This is a genomic window from Streptomyces sp. NPDC045470 (assembly GCF_040646595.1).
Lineage (GTDB): Bacteria > Actinomycetota > Actinomycetes > Streptomycetales > Streptomycetaceae > Streptomyces.
The window spans coordinates 1-21,274 of sequence record NZ_JBEZAN010000006.1 but is presented as its reverse complement, the minus strand read 5'-3'; the positions used below and the strand labels follow the sequence as shown (position 1 = coordinate 21,274).

Sequence of the window (21,274 nt, the reverse complement as noted above, 5' to 3'; positions counted from 1 at the left end):
GCCGCCGGTGGTCCGGGCGGGCGGCCGCCCGGGCCTCGGCGCCGTGGCGCGGGCGCCTCAGAACGCGGAGTCATAGCCGGACGATCCGCCCGCTCCGCCTGGACCGCCGCCCGAGCCGCCCGGGCCGCTCGTCCCGGCCGGTCGGCCGGTGCCGTCGGCCGGGGCGCCGCGCCCGCCCCGCCCGTTCACTCCGCCGGGTGCCGCGGTGCCGCCCCGGCCGGTGCGGCCGCCGAACAGGCCGGCCGTACCGCGGGACCCGGCCGCCGTGCCCGGGCGGCGTCCCTGGCCGGTACGCCCCCGGCCCGTGGGTGCCCGGTCCGCCCGGCTTCCGCCGCGTACGGACAGTTCCAGGTCGTGGGCGAGCCGGGCGGGCGCGCCGCGCGACACGGTCCGTTCCTTGCCGTCGGGGCCGCGCAGCCGCAGCCCTTCGCCCTTGCGCCGGAGCCGGTACACCTGCGCCGCGCGCTTGTTGCGGAGCTGCAGGCCGGGGCGGTCCGAGGAAGGCTCCTCCACCGCGAACCAGAACTTCTTCGTGCGCTGACCGCGCACCTCCAGTTCGTCCAGCACATGGCCGCCGCGCCGGAGTTCCAGCGTCAGTCCCCCCAGCGAGCTGCGGACACCCCCGTACCAGACGCGGATCGCGACGACGGCGGCGAGGGCGAGCAGCAGCCCGGCGCCCCCGATGACCGCCCACCACCACCGGTCCCACCAGGTGGGCGCCGGGGTGACGGTGACGGTCAGGAAGGCGGAGCCGATCTCGCGGCCTCCGTCGGTCCGGTCGGTGACGGTGATCCGGCCGCCGGCGTCCCCCGGCGGCGCGCCCGCGCCGAAGGACACGGTGAACGGCACCGGCTCCTGCGCGCCGGGCGCGACGGTGACGGTGGCCGGGCTGATCCGCAGTGCCGCCGCCGTGGACTGGTCGGCCAGGCCGAGGCGCAGGGTGTGCGGACGGCTGTCGTTGTTCCGCGCGACCAGCTTGCCGGTGACCGAGCCGCCCGGGTGCACGTCGTGGCCCTCCAGTGTCACTCCGGCCGCCACGGGCGCGGCACCCGAGGACACCCGGGTGTCGTAGGGCCGCCGGTCCCCGACCACGCCGGGTGCCGCGATCGCGCCGGTCAGCCGCAGCGCGCCGGTGGCCGTCTTCGGCACCGTCACCGACGCCCCGTACAGCACGTCGCCCGCCCGGTCGTCGGGGCCCTCGCCGTCGTCGCGCAGCGGGACGTCCACCGGCTCGAAGCCGTCACCGGACAACTGGGCGGCGGCCCGTACCCCGGCCAGTTGTCCGGGGTCGGTGATCACCACGCCGCGCCGGGTCTGCAGCCGCATCCGTACGACGACGTCCTCGCCGGGCCTGGGCGCGGACGGCTCCAGGGTGACCGAAGAGCGCAGCACGCCCTGCCAGATGGCCCGTACGGTGGCGGGCTGGTCCCGGTGCCCCGGCGGCGCCGACAGCCGTACGCGCCAGGTGCCGGGCAGCGGGTCCTTGACCCGCAGCGCCTCGACCGGCCCGTCCTGGCCGCTGACTTCGAAGCGGGAACCGTCGAAGTCCCCTTGCAGGGGCACCTTGCGGCCCTTGGGGTCGTAGTAGGTGGCCGTCACCCGCGGGTCGCGCTTGGTGACGGTGATCGAGCCGTCGGTCGCGATGGGCGGGATGTCCACCGTCAGCTCGCCCGGCGGCTTGCTGCTGGTGCCCTCCTCCACGCGGGCGCAGCGGGCGGCGGCGAACGCGCTCTGGAGCGCCTTGTCCACGTCCGCGGCGCCGTCGACGACCTCCGGCCGCGGGCGGGAGCCGGGCACGTCGGCACAGCCGTTGCGGTAGCCGCCGTCGGCCATCTGCCGGAGGGCCTTCTCGTCGATGCCCTTGCCGAAGCCCAGCGGCCAGATCTGCACCTGTTCGCGGCGCGCCCGGTCGAGGACCTCGCGCAGCCGCTTCTCGCCCTCCTGCTTCCGGGCGGCGGGGTCGGCTCCGTAGGCGGGACTGTCCTCGACGTTCAGCCTGCCGTCGGTGAGCAGGAAGACGACCTTGGGCGTGCCCTCCCTGCTGGTCTCCTTCAGCCGGGTCAGGGCCTGGGTGAGGGCGGCCGGGAAGTCCGTTCCGGGGCCGAGACCGGCGCCCTCGCGGTCGGTGAGCCGGCGGGCGCATTCGCTGATGCGCTGCCGTCCGGCGGCGTCGACGACGGTGGGCGGGCACACTTCCCGTACGGGCTGCTGCCCCTCCTTCTCCGCGCTGCCGAACCCGATGACGCTCGCCCGGGACCGGTCGGAGATCTCGCCCTGGCCGATCAGCGCGGCCGCTTCCGCCTCGCGGGCCAGCGCCTCCTCGCCGATGCTGGCCGAGGCGTCCACGACGACGGAGAAGTCGACGGGCGTGGGGCCCACGGACGGTGCGGCGGGGGCGGGCGCGGCCCATGCGGGCGGCGGCCCGAGCGGCACGGTCGCGCAGAGCGCGGTGAGGGCGGCGACGGTGGCGCGGCGCACTCTGCGCCGCGTCCGCGCGGTCGCCGGTTCGGTCCGGTGCGGCATGTTCACCACAGCCCTCCGGTCAGGGCGCAGCAGCCGCCGGCCGCCAGGCAGCCGACTCCCCAGCGCAGCCAGCGGTACTTGGCGCCGAGGATGCGGCCGAGCGCGCACGCCTGCTCGACGGCCCACTGCCCGGTGTCCCGGCCCGCGAGGGCCACCCGGGGCAGCAGGACTTCGGCGGTGGCTCCGCCGGTAAGCTGCGGGAAGAAGGTCAGGTGACCGTCGGCCGCGGTACGGGTGCGGGGCAGCACCGCCACCACGAACATGGCTATGCCCAGGGTCCACAGCGCGGCCCCGGCGAGCAGCAGGGCGGCGCGGGTGGCGGGCATCGCCGGGAGCTGCCCGTCGCGGCCGAGGAGCAGGACCAGCGCCGCGGTGGCGCCGGTCATCATGACGGACGCCTTGGTGTCGGCGCGGTTGATCTCTTCCCGTACGACCTTCAGCAGGCGTTCGGCGACGAAGTCGCTGCCGGTGCCGGGGGCCGGGGCGGGGGCCGCGGTGGTGCCGGTACAGGGGCAGGCCCTGGAACAGCGGCAGGGGCCGGGGTCGGGGCCGCGGCCGGTGCCCCGGGTGGGCGCGGGCGGAGCGCTGGTGGCCATCATTTTCCCCAATCCAGACCTTCGCCGCGGCCGCGGCGCGGCGCGGGGCGTTCCCGGTCGTCGTCGCGGTGGTCGTCGTCCCGTTCGTCGCGCCGGTCGTCCCGGCGGCCGTCGTACCGGCCGTCGTACCGCTCCCCGTACCGGTCGTCGGGGAAGTCCCCGTGCCGGCCTGTGCGGTAGTCGTCGCGCTCGGCGGCCGACTGGACGCGGTCGGGCTCGTAGACGCGGCCGCGGTCGTCCGTCTCGTACGGCTCGTCCTCGTACGGCCTGTCCTCGTACGGCTCGCCGTGGCGGTCGCCGTACCGGTCGTCGGCCTGCCCGCCGTCCTGCCCGACGCCGCCCTGCCCGTCGCCGCCGTAGCCGTCGTCGTGACGCCCGTCGCCGCCGTACGCGTCACCGTCCGGACGGCCGCGCCGCCTCGGCTCGTGCCTGTCGTACGCCGCCTCCCGGCCGGGTCCGGGGCCCGAATCACGGTCCCGTTCCGGCTCGGAGTCCCGTCCGGAGTCCCGTCCGGGGCTCCGTCCCGAGTACTGTCCGGAGTCCCGTCCGACATCCCGTCCGGAGTCGGGCCCGGGGCCCGCTTCGAAGTCCGGTCCGGCGTCCGGATCGGGCTCGTGCGCCCAGTCCATCCGCTGTCGTCCGCGGATCCGCTCCTGTTCGCCGCGGGGCCCGCCGCTCTCCAGCGCGCGCCGCTGCGGCGGCTGCTCCAGGAAGGTGTCGGCCGCACGTCCCACCAGGCCGCGCGTCGACGACCGCATGAGGTCGATGGCGGCCAGGGTCTGGTCGTTGAGATCGTGGCGCTCGATCAGGCCGCCGTCGACGAGGCGGAACACCGTGTCGATCGACAGGACCCGTTCCTCCCGGCGCTCCCGGCGGAACGCCTGCTGGATGTCCCACTCGTGGGCGGAGTCGCGCGCCATGAAGTACGCGAGCTGCCGGTCGTCGCCGCCACTGAGCATCTCCTGCAGCTCGGCGGCCCTCATCCGGATCAATTCCTGTTCCTGCCGTTCCTTCCTCAGTGCCTCCACGTGCTGCCGGCGCGCGAGGTCGCCCTCGTGGTCGATCTCGGTGCGCTGCCGCTCCGCGCTGATCCCGCGTTCACTCAGGTCGATCCGTACGAACACCTCGGTCTCCAGGCCGAGTTCGTGGCCGAGGCGCAGGTCCGCCAGTTCGTTCTCCACCGCCCGGTCGGCCCGTTCCGCCTCGCTGATGCGGTAGCGCCTGGTCACCCCGCGCAGCCCCCGGAGCAGGACCGGCGAGAAGTACTGGGCCAGGTCCCAGACGTTGGCGCGGACCGCCGCGTACGCGTCCACGACGCGCCAGCGCACCTGCACCTCCGCGCGAAAGGACTCCGCGTCGCCGGCCGCGGGCAGTTCGGTGCGGAACTCGGTCAGATGGCGGCCGACCCGCACCTCCATCACCTTGAACGAGCCCCTGAAGAGCGGCTTGTTGACGTCCTCACGGTGGTCCGGCCACACCACGCTGTGGCCGCCGTTCTCGTACATGAGCACCGCGGCCACCTGCACACTGGGCCGCCGGAACCGGCCGGACGACTCGTACTCCTGCACCAGCGGCCCCGGCACCGCCCCTCCGGGCCCCTGGCCGTGCCCCCCGGCCGCACCGGGCCCCGGACCCTGCCCCTGGCCGTGCCGCGCGCCGTTCCGGCCGTCTTGCGTCATCGTCGTCCCTCTCCTTCCAGCACCGCCCGCATCCGCGCGGCCGCCCGGGGGGCGAGCGGTTCGTCACTGTCCCGCTCCAGCCGGGCGACCAGCAGCAGCAACCGGTCCCGGTCGCGCCGCCCCTCCACCAGCCGCGGCAGGAACCCGCACAGCACGTCGAGCTGCCGCGGGTCCTTGGCCGCCCGCCGCATCCAGCCGCCCAACTGCTCCTGTGCCGCGACGCCCGCCCGCGCCGTGTTCAACGTGCTGTGCACCAGGTCCGCCAGCCACGGCGCCCGGTCGGGGTGGGCCGCGACCAGGGCCGCCGCCAGCGGCCAGGAGCCGTAGGACTCCTGGACGGGACTGTCGCCCCGGAGCCCCCACAGGTGGGAGGTCCGGGTGGACAGCGCGCGCAGCACCACCATCAGCGCGAGGTTCTGCCGGTTCTGCCGAGGGTCGCCGAGCCAGCGGGCCAGCCGCCTGAGCACCACCTCGGGTTCGGACCCGGCCAGCAGCCGCACCACGCTGTACGAGGCGGCGTCGGCCGGCTTGCCGCCGTCCTCCCGGCAGCCGATGCGCGCCAGTTCGTCCAGGGACTCGGCGACCGAGCCCGCCGCCATGCCGTAGCCGTGCGTGAACGCCGCGGTCTCGCAGGCGGACCGGTCGTCGCCGCGTGCCCATTCGCGCAGCAGGCCGCGTACGGCGGGCCGCACCTGCGGGTCGCGGGACGTCTCGGCCAGCGCGGTGGCCGCGGCCATCTGCTGCACCGGGCGGTCGGCGCGGGCGAGCGGCAGCAGCAGTTCGGAGAGGCCGTACAGGTAGTCCCGTGCGCACAGCGTGCCCGCGGCCACCGCGGCGCGCACCCACATCTGGGGGCGCTGATCGTCGCACAGGGAGCGCAGCCAGCGGGTCAGCGGGCCGCGGACGTTGTGGTAACCGTCCCAGGCCTCGTACAGGACGGCGGTGGCCAGCTTGCGCCCCTGGAAGCGCATCGCCCGTACGGGAAGGGCGGCGTCGCCCAGATCCTCGACGACCTGCTCCGGTACGGCGCGCGCGGCGGCCAGCCGGGCCTCGGTCTTCGCGGTGAACAGCGGGCGGCCCGGTGCGTACTGGGGGTCGAGGGTGACCGCCAGCTCCCAGGCGAGCAGTTCGGCCGCCTCGGTCACCAGGCTCTCGGCGGAGCCGTTGAAGGCCGCGAGCGAGAGCCGCAGGGCCGCGGCGCGCAGGGCGGGCAGCGCCTCGGGCAGGGTGCCGGGACGGTCGGCCCCGGCGAGCCACTCGCGCGCCTGGCGTGGGGCGAACGTGGCGCACTGGGCGAGCAGTTGGGCGTCGTCGGCCTCGCCCCTGGCGTACGCCGCGAGGTGGTCGGCCAGCCGCGCCGCCTCGCCCGGCCGCAGGGCGTCCAGGCCCAGCGCCTGTTTCACGTCGGGGCGCTCGGCGACGTCCAGGGCCAGTCGGCACAGCTCCGGACCGACGTCGGAGAGCTGGTCCTTCACATGCTGTTCCAGTACGTCGCCGGCGGGCGGGGGCGTGCACTGCGCGCCGTAGCGGCCGCGCACCAGGCGGTCGGCGAAGTCACCGGCGCCCACGACCAGGACGCCGTACGCCCCGCGCCGGGCGAGCAGCGCACTGAGCCGGTCCAGATGCAGGTCGGAAGGTTGTGGTCCGGCGTCCTTCCCCGGGCCGTGGCCGGCGCCCCGGCCGCTGCCCCCGGAAGCGGCCGGTACCGCGCCGGCGTCCTCGGCGGGCAGTTCGAGCAGGTAACCGCGGCCGGTCGCGAACTTCTCCTGGCCGACGCTGTCGAGCGCGGTGGCGGGGTCCAGGCGGGACACCTCGGTGGCGACGTCCCGGAGGAGGGCGAGTCCCGTGGAGGTACGGCCGGTGCCGTGCTCGCCGCAGAGTGCCAGCAGGTGAGTGCGCCGCAGCCGGATCTCCATCGCGTCGTAGCCGGGGGGCGGGCAGTAGACCCGCTCCAGGCGCTCCAGTTCCTCGGCCGGCACCGGCCCGTCGACGAACACGTCGTCGGTGCCGATCCGGACCTGCGTCTGGTAGAAGGTGTTGCCGTCGAAGACCTGGCCGTCGCCCTCGATGTGCAGGCTGGTGCGGGCCTCACGGGCGGTACGGGCACCGCCCGCCTCTCCCGCGCCGCCCAGCGGGCTGCCCTTGGGGGCGTCCAGGCGCGGCTTCTCCTCGGGCGGCCCGTCACCGTCGGCCGCCCGGCCGTCCCTGGCCGCCCGCGCGTCGTCGTCCCGGCCGCCCGGCCGGCCGTCGGGCTGCGGCGGGGGCTGCTCACCGGCCGGCGGCGCCCCCTCGTCCCCATCGGTCACCTGTCGCCGCCTTCCGGTGCGGCTCCGGTGTGCGGGGCGTCGTCGGCGGGCGGTTCGGGGGCGGGCGTACGGGGCGGGGCGGGGGCCTTGTTGATGGCGACGAAGTCCCCGTTGGTCCGGATGGTGTTGTCCCGGAAGGTCTGCTGGTCGCCGCCTACGTACTCGAAGGTGTACTTGTTCGCGTACGGGGCGGGCGCCGGAGCCGTACCGACGGCTGCCCCCGCCCCCTTCGGGCCGGAAACGGGCGGCGGGACCGTACCCCCATGCCCCGCCCCGCCGCCCTGCTCCGGCGGCGGGTCCTGGACCGCGCGCACCCCCGTCGCGCACGGCCGGTCCCGCGCCGGCACCCCCGGTGACGGCGGTGCCTCGTGCGACGTCTGCGCCGGTAGGGGCGGGAACGGCAGCCGGGGGACGTGGAACCACGCCTCGACGTCCGTCTCCTTCTCCGACACCCGCGCCCGGCGGTAGTGCTCGGGCTCGATGCAGGTGCCGCCTTCCGTCACGACGTCGTCGTAGAGCGAGCCGGACACGACGAAGAGCAGCGGCGACCGTTCGGCCAGCCGCATGACGCCGCGGGCGGTCTCGCTGTCGCACAGCCGGCAGGTGAGGTCCACGGCGCGCCCGGCCAGCCCCTTGGTGTCCTGGGCGACCGGGCCCGCGTGCATGGCCACACGCATCCGCAGCGGCTCCAGACGCCCTTCGTTGACCTGGCGCAGCTTCTGGTAGACGCCTTCGAGCCAGGGCCCCACCAACTGCGCGGACGGGACGTCGGGGGCCAGCGCGACCAGTACGCCGTCGCCGCGGTCCTCCATGTGGTAGGCCCCCTCGGTGATCCCGGCGGCGGTGAACCCGGCCTCGAAGACCTCGTACATCGCCTCGCGCATCCGCAGCTTCGCCCGCCAGCCGAGCAGTCCGGATCCGCAGACATCTCCGTTGACGACGAGTCGGTGCAAGGCTTCCGTGCTCACTGGACCTCCAGGTTCGTGCCGACATGAAGCAGCATGGCCGGGGCGGGAAGGCGGGGCTGTAGCCGTTTACACAGCCGGCGGGGATTGCTCGGGACGTATGGGGACGGGGCCGGCCGGCGTACGGCCGCCGACCGCGCGCCCCTCGGCGAGCAGCCGCAGCAGCGCGAGGTCGAGCACGGCCAGCCGCCGGGGGCCGGTCTGCACGACGCCCTGCTCACGCAGCAGGCGCAGTGCCTTGGCCACCGCTTCGCGGGTGGAGCCGACGGCCGCGGCCAGGTCGTGCTGCGGCAGCGGCAGGTCGACGTCCACGCCGCCCGACCCGGGGGTTCCGGTGCGCTCGGCCAGTTCGGTCAGCCGCGCGGCGAGCCGTTGCAGCACCTTCTCCGAGGCCAGGGACCGCCGTTCGCCGTCCGAGCTGCGCAGCCGGGAACTGAACTGCCGCATGATCAGTACGGTCGCCACGGGCCGCGCCGCCAGGTAGCCGCGGAACCGGTCGCCGGGGACGACGACCCCGTCCACCGGGCCGAGCGCGGTGACGGTGGCGCTGCGCGGCCGGTGGTCGACGGCGGCCTGGTCACCGACGACCTCGCCGCTGCCGCGCAGCGCGAGGATGAGTCGCACGCCGCGCTCCGTCTCCAGGGAGACACTGGCCCAGCCGTTGACGATCGCCACCACGAAGGTGCTGGTGTCGTTCTCCCTGAGGACGACCTCGCCCGGCGCATAACTCCGGCCCCGGCCGAGCGCGAGCAGCGCCCGCCGGTCCTGTGCCGGCAGCGCCGTCAAGAAGGGCCTGCCGTCCTCGAAGAGACTCATCCGCCTCCTCCCCCCGCTGGTCTCGCTCACCCCGGCCCCGGCACCCGTCGGCACGGCGGGCGTGCCGCCTCTGTGCATCTGGTCGCCCCAGGGCCCCGACCCGGTTCCTCAGCCTGGCCGAGAAATGGGCTCGTCTCTGATTTCTTTCGTTACAGGCGGGGTTCTTGCGCAAATTGATCGAGCTGCGCTCGGTTGAGTTACAGAAGGTTAGGGTCGTGATCGGGCCCCGTCAACGCTTTCTCAGACCCCAACTGCCGCAACATACAAGGGATTTGACCTCCCCGAACACGTGTGCCTCACTCGGCCCGGATGCGATCATGGCTCGCCGCACCCCTGGGAACCGGGGCGGCCACTTGACGCGCCGCACGCCGGGCCGTCACTCTCCGACTGCGCACGGCGCTCCGAGGGGGGAGCGCTCGCTGTGGAGGGCGGACACACGATGGACGGGCGACTCGACGAGGTGGTGCCCGCATCGGTCCGGCAACAGGTCCGGGCAGCCGAAGCCGCACTGGGCAAGACGGCCTCCGCCGGCCTGCCCGCGCCGGTACGGATGGCCTGCGCTCAGCGCCTCGTCGCGGTGGTGAGCACTCTCTGCGGCCGGCTCTGCGAGAGCGCGACTCCGGGAGCGGAGAACTTGCTGAGCGCTGCACGGTGCTGCGGCGGCGCCGGTGCCGTGCTCGCCGGATACCTCGGAGAGCATCTGATCGAGAAGTACGGCAGTGCCGCCCGTGCCTGCGATCTGCCGGCGGTGCGCGAAGGCTCGCTCACCTTGCGGTGGCGAGCGAACGACATGGACATCGCGGAAGTGGCCGCATGGCTGGCGGGCTCGGTAGCGAAAGCGGACGCCACGCTTGAGGAAGCGGCCCAGTGCGCCACGGCCCCGAAGAAACTCCGCGACGCGGCAGCAGCCGCCGCTGAGTACTCCCACCAGGCGTGGGCCTGGCTCGGTGGTGACAGCGGCGGCTGGCCGTGACGAGGGCGGGCACGGCCTTGCCGCTGGGCCCCCGGACCGGCACGGGCCCCGGACCGCTGCCGCCCCCGGCCCCGGACCCGATACCGGCTACAGCCGCGGATCCACCGGCTCCGACTCCAGCGCCAGTACCGCGAAGACCGCCTCGTGCACCCGCCACAGCGGCTCGCCGTCGGCCAGGCGGTCCAGCGCCTCCAGGCCGAGGGCGTACTCGCGCAGCGCGAGGGAGCGCTTGTGGCCCAGGTGGCGTACGCGCAGCCGTTCCAGGTTCTCCGGGCGGGTGTACTCCGGACCGTAGATGATCCGCAGGTACTCCCGGCCGCGGCACTTGACGCCCGGCTGCACCAGCCGCCCGTCGCCCTTGCGCACCAGCGCGCCCAGCGGCTTGACGACCATGCCCTCGCCGCCCGCGGCGGTCAGGTCGAGCCACCACCGCACGCCCGCCGCGACCGACGCCTCGTCCTCCGTGTCGACCACCAGACGGCCGGTACGACGCAACAGTCCCGTTCCGTCGTGCTCGACGAGCCGGTCCAGCCACGCCAACTGCTCGTCGTGCGGTACGGCGGCCAGGCTGCGGCCCGGTGCGGCCAGGATCTGGAACGGTGCCAGCCGTACGCCGTCCAGGCCGTCGACCGGCCAGCAGTAGCGCCGGTACGCCTCGGTGAACGCGGCCGCTTCGACCGCCCGTTCGCGCTGTCGCGCCAGCAGGTCCGGCACCTCCACGCCCCGCGCGGCAGCCGCCTCCAGCGCGTCCAGCGCCCCGGGGAACGCGGCACCGGACGCCGCGCCGACCGCCGCGTACTGACCGCGCAGCAGCCCGGACGCCTTCAGCGACCAGGGCAGCAACTCGGCGTCCAGCAGCAGCCAGTGTCCGGAACCGGCCGCGGCGGGGTCCGCCAGTTCCTCCCACAGGCCCGCGCCCTCCACGGCCTCCCGTACGGACTTCAGCACCTGCTCGGTGGCGGCCGGGTCGTCGAAGAACGGCCGCCCGGTCCGCGTGCAGACCGCGCCGCTCACGCCCGCCGCCGCGCCGAACCGTTCCCGCGCCGCCCCCTCGTCCCGGCACACCAGGACCACGGCCCGCGAGCCCATGTGCTTCTCCTCGCACACGACCTGCCGTACGCCGTCCGCACGGTACGACGCGAACGCCTCTGCCGGGTGCTCCAGGTAACCGTCCTCCCTGGACGTCGCGCAGGGCGCCATCGTCGGCGGCAGGTACGGCAGCAGCCGCGGGTCGACCGCGAAGCGGCTCATCACTTCCAGCGCCGCCGCCGCGTTCTCCTCCTTGACCGCGACCCGGCCCATGTGGCGCGTCTCCACGACCCGCCGCCCGGCGACGTCCCCCAGGTCCAGCGGACGCCCGTCCGCCCCGCCCGGCGCCTCACTGGCCAGCGGCTTGGCCGGCTCGTACCAGACCCGCTCAGCCGGTACGTCGACCAGTTCCCGCTCCGGCCAGCGCAGCGCCGTCATCCGGCCGCCGAAGACACAGCCGGTGTCCAGGCAGATGGTGTTGTTCAGCCAGCTCGCGCGCGGCGCCGGGGTGTGCCCGTAGACCACGGCGGCGCGGCCCCGGTACTCCTCGGCCCACGGGTAGCGCACCGGCAGCCCGAACTCGTCCGTCTCGCCGGTCGTGTCGCCGTACAGCGCGAAGGACCGCACCCGCCCGGACGTCCGGCCGTGGTACTTCTCCGGCAGTCCCGCGTGGCAGACCACCAGCGCCCCGCCGTCGAGCACATAGTGGCTGACCAGGCCCTCGATGAACGCGGTGACCTCACCGCGGAACGCCTCGTCCTCCCCTTCCAGCTGCGCGACGGTCTCGGCGAGCCCGTGACTGTGCCGCACCTTGCGGCCCTTGAGGTAGCGGCCGAGCTTGTTCTCGTGGTTGCCCGGTACGCACAGGGCGTGCCCGGCGGCGACCATGCCCATCACCAGGCGCAGCACGCCGGGACTGTCCGGGCCGCGGTCCACCAGGTCGCCGACGAAGACCGCGGTACGGCCCTGCGGGTGCCGGGCGTCCACGGCACGGCCGAGCGCGTCGTGCTCGACCTCGTACCCCAGCCGTGCGAGCAGCGTCTCCAGCTCGGAGCGGCAGCCGTGGACGTCACCGACGATGTCGAACGGTCCGGTCAGGTGCCGCAGGTCGTTGAAGCGCCGCTCGGTGACGATCTCCGCCGCCTCGACCTGCTCCACCCCCTTGAGCAGGTGCACCTTGCGGAACCCCTCGCGCTCCAAGTGCCGTAGCGAGCGGCGGAGTTCGCGCTGGTGACGCTGGATGACGCGGCGCGGCATCGAGGCCCGGTCGGCGCGCGCCGCGTTGCGCTCGGCGCACACCTCCTCGGGCAGGTCCAGGACGACGGCCACCGGCAGCACGTCGTGCTCCCGGGCCAGCTTCACCCACTGGGCGCGCGCCTCCGGCTGCACGTTCGTGGCGTCGACGACGGTCCGCCGGCCGGCCGCGAGGCGCTTGGCCGCGATGTAGTGCAGGACGTCGAAGGCGTCGCCGCTCGCGCTCTGGTCGTTCTCGTCGTCGCTGACCAGCCCGCGGCAGAAGTCCGAGGAGAGCACCTCCGTGGACTTGAAGTGACGCGCGGCGAAAGTGGACTTGCCGGAGCCGGTGGCGCCGACGAGCACCACCAGGCACAGGTCGGGGACGCCCAGGGGGCGGCGGGTGGGGGTGGGGGTGGCACCGGTCATGCCTGGGCCTCCTTTGCGGGGGGATCGGTGGGGGTGGGAGCGGCGGACGTGGCTGGTTTGGGTGATGTGGCTGGCGTGTCGTGCGTACGGGCCGAGTTCGGCGCCGCCTGGCGGAAGTACGCGAGCTGGGTGGGCGGCCCGACCTCGGGGTCCTCCGGTCCCACCGGCCGGAACTCCACCTCGTACCCGTGCCGCCCCGCGACCTCCCGGGCCCACGCCCGGAACTCCGTACGCGTCCACTCGAAGCGGTGGTCGCCGTGCCGTACGTGCCCGGCGGGCAGCGACTCCCAGCGCACGTTGTACTCGACGTTCGGCGTGGTCACCACGACCGTGCGCGGCCGGGCCGCGCCGAACACCGCGTACTCCAGCGCGGACAGCCGCGGCAGGTCCACGTGCTCGACGACCTCGCTCAGCACGGCGGCGTCGTACCCCTTGAGACGGGCATCGGTGTACGCCAGCGAACCCTGCACCAGCCGCAGCCGCTCGGACTGCCGCTCGGGCATCCGGTCCAGCCGCAGCCGGCGCCGCGCCTCCTGGAGCGCGCGCATCGACACGTCCATGCCGACGATGTCGGTGAACTGCCCTTCCTTGAGCAGCTCGCCCAGCAACTGCCCCGGCCCGCACCCGAGGTCCAGGACCCGTGCCGCCTTCGCCTCCCGCAGCACGCCGAGGATCGCCTCCCGCCGCCGCACGGCGAGCGGCACCGGCCGCTCCTCGGTGTCGGCCGACTCCTCCACCGCGTTGTCGATCTCCTCGGCGGCGGTGTCGTCCGCCTCGGCGAGCCGCGCCAGCTCCAGCCGCTCCAGCGCGTCGCGGGTCAGCGTCCGGCGGCGGGCGAGGTAGCGGCCGGCGATCAGCTTCTGCTCGGGGTGGTCCTCCAGCCAGCCCTCGCCGGCCCGCAGCAGCTTGTCGACCTCGTCGGGCGAGACCCAGTAGTGCTTGGCGTCGTCCAGTACCGGCAGCAGCACGTACAGGTGCCGCAGCGCGTCGGCGACCGTACGCTCGCCCTCCAGACCGAGGCGTACGTACCGCGAGTCGCCCCACTCCGGGAACGTCTCGTCCAGCGGCACCGGCTCGGCCCGTACCGTCCACCCCAGCGGCTCGAACAGCCGGCGCACCAGGTCGGCACCGCCGCGCGCGGGCACGGCGGGCAGCGCCATGTGCAGCGGCAGTGGCTGCGCGGGCAGCTCGGGGCGCGCCTTGCACTGCCCCTTCATCGCGCTTGCGAAGACCGTGCTCAGGGCCACGGCCAGCAGCGAGGACGCCGCGTACGGGCGGTCGTTGACGTACTGTGCGAGCGCCGAGTCGGGGGCGCCGCCCCGGCCCTTGCCCCGGGCGCGCCGCACCAGCGCGACCGGGTCCACCTCCAGAAGCAGCGCGGCCGTGCACCGGCTGTCGTCCGCTTCGGGGTAGAACACATGGGCCGTGCCGTGCGCCGTCGAGAACGCCTGCGCCTTCCCGGGGTGCTTGTGCAGCAGGAATCCGAGATCGGTCGCGGGGCGCTCAGCGCTTCCGGTGGTGGTCATCGTCAGGAACACGCGTACGAGTATCGCCCGGTACCGACCCGTTTGACGAACCGGTTTTTGCAGGTGGGAACAGAAATGGGCGGCGGGGCGGCCGCTGTCCCGCCCCCTCGGCACACCGGTCGCTCCCGTACGCTGCCGTGCCTGTTCCCGGCTCTCCGCACCCGCAGGGCAAGATGGGCGGCATGGAACTCCGGATCTTCACCGAGCCCCAGCAGGGGGCCACCTACGACACCCTTCTCCGCGTCGCGCGAGCCGCCGAGGACTTGAACTACGGCGCCTTCTTCCGTTCCGACCACTACCTCCACATGGGCAGCACCGACGGGCTGCCCGGCCCGACGGACGCCTGGATCACCCTGGCCGGCCTGGCTCGGGAGACCAAGAGCATCCGGCTCGGCACCCTGATGACCGCGGGAACCTTCCGTCTCCCCGGCGTGCTGGCCATCCAGGTCGCCCAGGTCGACCAGATGTCGGGCGGCCGGATCGACTTCGGCCTGGGCTCCGGCTGGTACGAGGACGAGCACAAGGCGTACGGCATCCCCTTCCCGAAGGAGAAGTTCGGCCGGCTGGAGGAACAACTGGCGATCATCACCGGACTGTGGAAGACGCCCACCGGCGAACGCTTCGCTTTCGACGGGAAGTTCTACCAGTTGACGGACTCGCCCGCGCTGCCCAAGCCGGCGCAGCCGAAGGTGCCGGTCCTCATCGGCGGGCACGGCGCGAAGCGCACCCCCGCGCTCGCCGCCGAGTACGCGGACGAGTTCAACATCCCCTTCGCCTCGGTGGACGACACCGAGCAGCAGTTCAAGCGGGTACGGGCGGCAGCCGAGCACCGCGGCCGCGACGCCGACGACCTGGTGTACTCCAACGCCCTGGTCGCCTGCGTCGGTCGGAACGACGCGGAGGTCAAGCGCCGGGCCGACGCCATCGGCCGCGAGGTCGACGAGTTGAAGGCCAACGGTCTGGCGGGCTCCCCCGCCGAGGTCGTCGAGCGCCTCGGCCGCTTCGCGGCCGTCGGCTCGCAGCGCGTCTACCTCCAGATGCTCGACCTGACCGACCTCGATCAGATGGAACTGATCGCCTCCGAGGTCATGTCGCAGGTGGCTTGAGCGGGGGTGCCTGAGCGGGGCCCTGGGGAGCGGGGTGCCTGAGCGCAGGTCCCCGGGGACGGGGGGTGGGGATGTGGTGCGGGGACGGGGTGCGGGGGCCGCGGGGTCCGTACGACCGCGGCCTCGCCGCCCGGCCTCACACCACCGGCGCCTCCCCGCCCGGGCCCCACGGCCCCGGGCACCACTCCACGAGCAGCAGCGTGGCGTCGTCCCGCAGCTCGTTGCCCTGGTCGTCGACGATGAAGTGGATCAGGCGGCGCAGCGTCTCGAAGGCCAGCTCGCCACCGGCCGTGGCCCGGATGATCGTGTCGGTGAACCGTTCCAGCCCGAACAGCGCGCCGTTGGAGTCCCGCGCCTCGGTCACACCGTCCGTGTAGAGCAGCACCCGGTCGCCGGGCTCCAGGTCCGCGACGTGGACGGTGCGCGGCTCCGGGCTCAGCGCGGCGGGGAGGCCCAGCGGCAGTTGGCCGGGCCGCTCCAGCGCCCGGTCGAGGACGGCGTGGCGGCGGATGAGCAGCGGCGGCGGGTGGCCGGCGTTGACCCAGCGCAGCCGGCCGTCGGCGAGGTCCAGCTGGAGGAAGACGCCGGTGGCGAACCGGTCGGGCAGCCACTGGCAGAGCGCCTGGTCGACGGTGTCCACCGTCTCCCGCAGGTCCGCGCCGGCCCGGCGGCCGCTGCGGCAGCCGGCCAGGGCGACGGACGTGGCCAGGCCGGCGGCCAGGTCGTGGCCCATCGAGTCGATGATGGCGGCGTGCAGCGTGTCCTGCGTCATGGAGTGGTCGAACGCGTCGCCGCCCAGCTCGTAGGCGGGTTCCAGCACCGCCGTGGACACCGCCTGCTCGTTGCCGATCGTGCGCGGCGGCAGGAAGGCGCGCACCATTTCCGCGGGCAGTTGCATCGGCTGTGTACGCGCCTGCCGTACGAACGTGTCGCTGTAGGCCCGTTTCGAGGTGATGACGGGGGCCAGCAGGGCGGCCAGAGCGCGGCAGCGGCGCATCCGCCCGCCGTCCAGCAGGTCGGTGCGTACCTCCAGTACGCCCAGCCGCTCCACCCCGTCGACCAGCGGCAGCCAGACCCGGATGCCGTCCTCCGGATCGTCGACGTCCTCCACCCGCATGGCCAGCGTGCGGTACGTCCATCCGGCGAGGGAGGCGTCCACGGAGAGTGAACGCTGCCCCACACCCATCGGGCACAGTTGCCGCTGCTGGATGTCCACCAGGTAGAGGCCGACGTGCCGCAGGCCGAGGGCCGCGGCGTGCCGGTTCACCAGGTCGGGCAGGTCCGTGGGGGCCGCGCGCTGGGCTTGCTCCAGCAACGCTTCGAGCATCCCGTAGCCCTCGGCGCCCGGATAGGCATCCGCAAAGGCTTCGCCGGCCATCGTGATCACCTCCTACCGCAGTCTCGCACCGTGCCCGAACCCCCGCCGTCCGGGCGACCCGGCGGCGCCCGTCGTTCCCCCACTCGGGTCGCGGGCCCCTGCGGCCGCCCCGTACGCCTCAGCGCGTACGCCACTCGTGCCCCGGCAGGAAGCGCACGTCGTACTGCCCGGGAACCGTCTCGAATGTGCCGGCCTCCGGGACGACCGGCTCCCGCGGCAGGCCGAGCTGCTCGGTGGGGACGCCGAGGTTCTCGAAGAACCGCTCGAACGTACCGCCGGGACCTGCGGCGACGCCCACGACCTGGCTGTGGTGACGTTCCATGCGGTAGGCGTGCGGGCAGTTCATGGGGACGAAGCCGAAATCGCCGGGGGTGAGCAGCTTCTCCTGCTGGTCGCCCCCGGTGTCCTCGACGAACAGCCGGACGGCGCCCTGAGTGACGTAGAAGATCTCGTACGTGTCGGTGTGCAGATGGGCCGGGATGAGGTCGCCCTTGGGGCCCTCGACGGTGAAGAAGTTGAAGGCGTTCCCGGTCTGCTCACCGCCGGCGTAGACGGTGATCAGGTCGCCGAACAGGTGGGCACGGTCCCCCTCGCCCTTCTCTACGAAGTACGGCCGGCCCGGTTCCGCCGGGATACGTGAGGTCCGGCGGTAGCGCGTGGCGAACTCGATGGTCATGGACCCTCCTGGAAGAGACACCCGACGTCAGGCAGCCTGACGTTCATCATGTCAGGTACCCTGACACCTCGACCGTCCAGGAAGCAACTCCTTCCGTCCCACCGCCCCCATCCCCTTCCTCCCCTCACTCAAGGCCCGGCCATGCCCACGTCCACGCCTCCATCCACACAGCCATCCGCGCCTTCGCCCCAGCCCTCTCCCCGCCGCAACCTCCCCCAACTGCTCGGCGACGCCCGGCGCTGGTTCGAGGAAGCCCTCCTGGCGGCCATGAACGCGGCCGGCGGCCCTCCGGTGACCTCGACCCAGGTCCAGCTCTTCGCAGTCCTGGACGCGGAGGGCACCACGGTCGCCGCACTCGCCCGCCGCATGGGCGTGACCCGGCAGACCGCACACCAAGCCGTACACGGCCTGGTGTCGGCCGGGCTGTTGGAGCAGGCACCGGATCCCGCCTCCGCACGGCAACGGCTGATCCGCCGCACCCCGGCGGGCGAGCGCGCACACCACCAGGCCGAACGCCTCCTCCAGGACCTGGAACGCCAACTCGCCGAGCGCATCGGCCACGACGCGGTCAATGCCCTCCGCGCAGCCCTGGAAACCCCCTGGGGACCGACCCCGACCACCTGACGACAGACAGCCGGGAAACCGGGCGAACCGGGGCGGTCACGATCCCCCGCGTTTTCCGCCGCTGGTCGCCCATTCCCCGCCCGGGCCCCGCGCCGGGAAAGGCCGCCCTCTCGGTTGCACAGCCCACCGATTCCGCGAACCACCGATTCCACGGCCCGCACGAAACGACAATCGGATCGTGCGATAACACGCCCCTATCCTTCCTACCTCTACCCCCACCTCTACCCCTCCCCCTACCTTCTCCTCACCCTTCTCCTCACCCGGACCCCGCCCTTCCCGCCACCCCTCCCCCACCCGTCACCTGCACAATCTGGCGCGACCACCACCGAAGTCGACGTCAGCCGGGCCCCCCGCCCCATCTCCCGCATTCCCCCGCCTCACCCTTTCGGCTCAACAACGGGCGCCCCCGCACCCCTCCCGCGCCGCAGAACGTTGATCAGTAAGTCGGAGATAGGACTTACTGAAAGAGGTATGACGTGCCCTGTCCCACCTCCCGTGCAGCCGCGATCTCCACCACGGCACTGACCCTGGCCAGCGCCCTCACCGTCACCGTGGCGTCCGCGCTCGACCACAACGACCGGCCCGCGCCCCTCAAGCGCCTCAACGCACGGGCCTATGACGCGTCGTTCGACGTACTGGCACGCCAGACCAGCGGCCTGAAGGCGAAGATCAGCGAACTCGACGGCACACCGGTGGCGGGTCTGCCGGTCAAGTTCACCGTGGCCGGTGAAAAGGCTCTCCTCTGCGAGGCCATCACGGACACCGACGGTTACGCCGAGTGCAAGAAATCCCGCCTTCCCCCGTTCCTCGCATCCGCCGTCAAACTGCTGACCGGGGGTTATGACACCAGCTTCGACGGCAACACCCGGTACGCCCCCTTCGCCACCCACAATTCCGTCGCCGTGGACATGCGCTGAACCCCTGACCCCCATCCACTACCCCCACACCCGTCACCCGCGGGTACGGGAGGCGGCGGGATAGTCGGGCAGAGCCACGGTGCTGCTGACTTTCTCGCCCAGCTTGAGCATTCCGTTCAGGAACAGGCGGCGGGACAGCAGCGCATTGCGGAGGCGTATGCCGATGGCGGTGCCGGGGGCGAGGAACTTTCCGGTACGGTCGCCGCCCACCTGGCAGCCCCTGGCGTACTTGCGGAGCCTGTTCTCGTACCGGGTGAAGGCCGCCCGGTACTCGCCCTGAGCGCGCGCGAGTTCGCCGGCCAGCACGTAAGCGGCGACCATCGCGGTTCCCGTACCCATACCGCCGATGGTGGCCCCGCAGGCGGCGTCGCCGACGAGGCATACGCGCCCGGTGGACCAGGAGTCCACGTCCGCCCGGCTGATCGAATCGAAGTACAGGTCGGGCGCCTGCTGAAGGGAGGCGAGCAGGCGGGGCACTTCCCAGCCGAGACCGGAGAAGGCGTCGCCGATCAACTTCTTCTGCTGCTCGGGGTCGTGCCGGTCGTACGTCAACGCCGGCGAGGCGAAGACCAGGAACGCCCCTGCCCGCGCCGCGTCCTGGTGGTCCACACCGATGGAGGCGAGCCGCCCCGGCACGTTGTAGCCGACCGATCCCTTTTCGAGCCCCGGACAGCCGCCATCGGGCAACTGCCATGTGGCGGCGTAGTAGCCAAGATGGCTGACGTAGCGCTCCTCCGGACCGAAGGCGAGACGGCGGACGTTGGAGTGCAACCCGTCCGCTCCGATCACCAGGTCGAAGTCGCGTGAGGCGCCGCTGCGGAAGTCGACCCGTACGCCGGAGGGGGTCTCGTCGAGGCTGCTGATCGAGTCGCCGAAGAGGTACTCGGTGTACCGGGCACTGCGCTCGTACAGCACCCGGGCCAGGTCTCCCCGCAGGACCTCCACCTCGCCGCCGGCGAACTCGGCGGGCAGCCGCAGCAGCGTTCGGCCGTCTTCGTCGACGAAGCACATCGGGCTGCCGCCGGTCTGGATGCGGCGCAGTTCAGGAAGCAGGCCCATGCGCTCCAGCACCGTCAGATGCGTCTCGCCACGGAAGTCGACGGCCTGCCCGCCCTCGCGCAGGGCCGGGGCCAGTTCGACGACGGTGGGGTTGAAGCCGTGGCGCCCCAGCCAGTAGGCCAGCGCCGGACCGGCCACGCTCGCGCCGGATATGAGGACGTTCCTGTTCATGGGCCCCTCTTCCGCAAAAACCGTGTCCGGCGGACACTGTTACTACTGTGTACCATAGACACAGTTAAGTGCGTGAGTGCGTGAGTGCGTGAGTGCGTGAGTGCGTGAGTGCGTGAGTGCGTGAGTGCGTGAGTGCGCGAATGAGTGCGACCGGACAGGGCGGGAGCGGAGCGTGGGCAACGAGCACGCCGAGACGGTGCGACTGCTGTGGGGGCCGCACCCCAAGCCCGCACGGGGCCCGAGGCCGACACTCGACCTGAATCGCATCGCCCAGGCCGGCATCCAGATCGCCGACTCGGACGGGCTGTCCGATGTCTCCATGCAGCGGGTCGCCGCGCAACTCGGCGTCACCAAGATGGCGCTGTACCGCTACGTGCCGGGCAAGGCCGAGCTGGTCGCGCTGATGGTCGACGCCGCGATCGGCCCCTGCCCGGCGGCAAAGAGGGCACGTGCCGGCTGGCGGGAGCAGATGGAGGACTGGGCCTGCCAGTTGCTCGCCGTCTTCCGCCGACACTCCTGGGCGCTGGAGGCCACCATCGGGCCACGGGTCATGGGGCCCGGGGAGCTGTCCTGGCTGGAGCGCGCCGTCGACGCACTGGACGGTACGGGACTGACCGGCGCCGAACGGATGGACGCGGCCGTCCTGCTGGTCGGTCACGTACGCGGCATCACCCAGCAAGCCCGCGCGGCCGGCTCAGCGGGCAACCCCGAGGCTCAGCTCGGAGCCATCCTCGCCGACCTGATGCAGACGCGCGGCGACCAATTCCCCGCACTCACTTCGGCACTCGCCTCAGCAGCCCAGTCCGACGGGCAAGATCAAGCATGGGAGTTCGGCCTACAGCGCATCCTGGACGGCCTGGCCGCCCTCATCAACCAACGCACCCGATAACCCCCGACCACACCACACCGCCCCCACCGGCCCAGCCCCCTCCTTCCCCTCTGACCTCCCACGTCTTGCCTCTGACTTCCCCGTTATGTTTTCCGCGGTCCTGCAAGAGGGCCGCTGGCCTCCGGGCCCGGCATGACTGTGTCCCCCTGTCGAACGGATGACCTGGGGGGTGGTGTCCACCGGGCCCGGGAGGTGTTGTCGGAGACGCTGATCAGAGGTCCGGCCACCGTCCGGTCCGGCGCAATGCCGGGCAGTTCGCGGACGGCAGGTCTGCATAACGTGGATGCGCGAGTACGACACCGGCGCCAGGCCAGCCGCACCGAAGGAGTTGCAGCACGATGTTCGACACCGGCGACGTCGGCGTGTTCCTCGGCCTGGA

General features: G+C 73.2%; 16 protein-coding genes. 5 read left to right on the top strand and 11 right to left on the bottom strand.

Features of this window, described 5'->3' with window-relative positions; translation table 11 throughout:
* Positions 1-57: 57 nt before the first annotated feature.
* The 6 genes from AB0A97_RS19350 to AB0A97_RS19325 all read right to left on the bottom strand — a co-directional run bounded on the left by AB0A97_RS19350 (position 58) and on the right by AB0A97_RS19325 (position 8,885).
* A complete protein-coding gene (locus AB0A97_RS19350; protein WP_361151930.1) occupies positions 58-2,523 on the bottom strand; it encodes a vWA domain-containing protein in 2,466 nt (821 codons plus the stop codon).
* A gap of 2 nt (positions 2,524-2,525) precedes the next feature.
* A complete protein-coding gene (locus tag AB0A97_RS19345; protein WP_361151167.1) occupies positions 2,526-3,122 on the bottom strand; it encodes a Pycsar system effector family protein in 597 nt (198 codons plus the stop codon).
* Positions 3,119-4,798 carry a hypothetical protein gene (locus AB0A97_RS19340; protein ID WP_361151164.1) on the bottom strand — a complete coding sequence of 560 codons (1,680 nt, stop codon included), beginning with the start codon at positions 4,796-4,798 and terminating at the stop codon, positions 3,119-3,121. Before AB0A97_RS19340 ends, AB0A97_RS19345 begins: the two co-directional genes overlap by 4 nt.
* On the bottom strand, positions 4,795-7,104 hold the full coding sequence (locus AB0A97_RS19335; RefSeq protein ID WP_361151161.1) for a hypothetical protein: 2,310 nt from the start codon (positions 7,102-7,104) through the stop codon (positions 4,795-4,797). Before AB0A97_RS19335 ends, AB0A97_RS19340 begins: the two co-directional genes overlap by 4 nt.
* The gene (locus AB0A97_RS19330; protein WP_361151158.1) at positions 7,101-8,072 is read right to left on the bottom strand and encodes a hypothetical protein; all 972 of its coding nucleotides are present in this window, start codon (positions 8,070-8,072) and stop codon (positions 7,101-7,103) included. Before AB0A97_RS19330 ends, AB0A97_RS19335 begins: the two co-directional genes overlap by 4 nt.
* A gap of 66 nt (positions 8,073-8,138) precedes the next feature.
* Entirely contained in the window at positions 8,139-8,885 is a 747-nt protein-coding gene (locus AB0A97_RS19325) for a Crp/Fnr family transcriptional regulator (protein WP_361151155.1), read from the bottom strand.
* Between the two features lie 439 nt (positions 8,886-9,324).
* On the opposite strand from AB0A97_RS19325, the gene AB0A97_RS19320 reads away from it, so the two are divergent.
* Positions 9,325-9,858, top strand: coding sequence for a hypothetical protein (locus AB0A97_RS19320; protein ID WP_361151152.1), 534 nt, complete (start codon positions 9,325-9,327; stop codon positions 9,856-9,858).
* 87 nt (positions 9,859-9,945) lie between these two features.
* On the opposite strand, the gene AB0A97_RS19315 is transcribed toward AB0A97_RS19320, so the two are convergent.
* Together AB0A97_RS19315 and AB0A97_RS19310 are read right to left on the bottom strand one after the other, a co-directional pair.
* Entirely contained in the window at positions 9,946-12,549 is a 2,604-nt protein-coding gene (locus AB0A97_RS19315) for a polynucleotide kinase-phosphatase (RefSeq protein WP_361151150.1), read from the bottom strand.
* Positions 12,546-14,087 (bottom strand): 3' terminal RNA ribose 2'-O-methyltransferase Hen1, encoded by a 1,542-nt coding sequence (locus AB0A97_RS19310; RefSeq protein ID WP_361151147.1) that lies wholly within the window; start codon positions 14,085-14,087, stop codon positions 12,546-12,548. Before AB0A97_RS19310 ends, AB0A97_RS19315 begins: the two co-directional genes overlap by 4 nt.
* Positions 14,088-14,257: 170 nt before the next feature.
* Between AB0A97_RS19310 and AB0A97_RS19305 the strand changes: the two genes are divergently transcribed.
* The gene (locus AB0A97_RS19305) at positions 14,258-15,181 is read left to right on the top strand and encodes an LLM class F420-dependent oxidoreductase (protein ID WP_361151144.1); all 924 of its coding nucleotides are present in this window, start codon (positions 14,258-14,260) and stop codon (positions 15,179-15,181) included.
* A gap of 136 nt (positions 15,182-15,317) precedes the next feature.
* Here AB0A97_RS19305 and AB0A97_RS19300 read toward each other — a convergent pair whose 3' ends face one another.
* Both AB0A97_RS19300 and AB0A97_RS19295 read right to left on the bottom strand, forming a co-directional pair.
* Positions 15,318-16,559 carry a PP2C family protein-serine/threonine phosphatase gene (locus AB0A97_RS19300; RefSeq protein ID WP_361151141.1) on the bottom strand — a complete coding sequence of 414 codons (1,242 nt, stop codon included), beginning with the start codon at positions 16,557-16,559 and terminating at the stop codon, positions 15,318-15,320.
* Between the two features lie 118 nt (positions 16,560-16,677).
* Positions 16,678-17,235, bottom strand: a complete 558-nt coding sequence (locus tag AB0A97_RS19295; protein ID WP_361151139.1) for a quercetin 2,3-dioxygenase — start codon at positions 17,233-17,235, stop codon at positions 16,678-16,680.
* 141 nt (positions 17,236-17,376) lie between these two features.
* Between AB0A97_RS19295 and AB0A97_RS19290 the strand changes: the two genes are divergently transcribed.
* Both AB0A97_RS19290 and AB0A97_RS19285 read left to right on the top strand, forming a co-directional pair.
* Positions 17,377-17,859, top strand: coding sequence for a MarR family winged helix-turn-helix transcriptional regulator (locus tag AB0A97_RS19290; protein ID WP_361151136.1), 483 nt, complete (start codon positions 17,377-17,379; stop codon positions 17,857-17,859).
* Positions 17,860-18,335: 476 nt separating this feature from the next.
* Positions 18,336-18,776, top strand: a complete 441-nt coding sequence (locus AB0A97_RS19285) for a hypothetical protein (protein ID WP_361151133.1) — start codon at positions 18,336-18,338, stop codon at positions 18,774-18,776.
* A 33-nt stretch (positions 18,777-18,809) separates the two neighbouring features.
* Here AB0A97_RS19285 and AB0A97_RS19280 read toward each other — a convergent pair whose 3' ends face one another.
* Positions 18,810-20,006, bottom strand: a complete 1,197-nt coding sequence (locus AB0A97_RS19280) for an FAD-dependent monooxygenase (protein ID WP_361151130.1) — start codon at positions 20,004-20,006, stop codon at positions 18,810-18,812.
* Between the two features lie 172 nt (positions 20,007-20,178).
* Between AB0A97_RS19280 and AB0A97_RS19275 the strand changes: the two genes are divergently transcribed.
* Positions 20,179-20,895, top strand: coding sequence for a TetR/AcrR family transcriptional regulator (locus AB0A97_RS19275; protein ID WP_361151127.1), 717 nt, complete (start codon positions 20,179-20,181; stop codon positions 20,893-20,895).
* Positions 20,896-21,274: the final 379 nt, after the last annotated feature.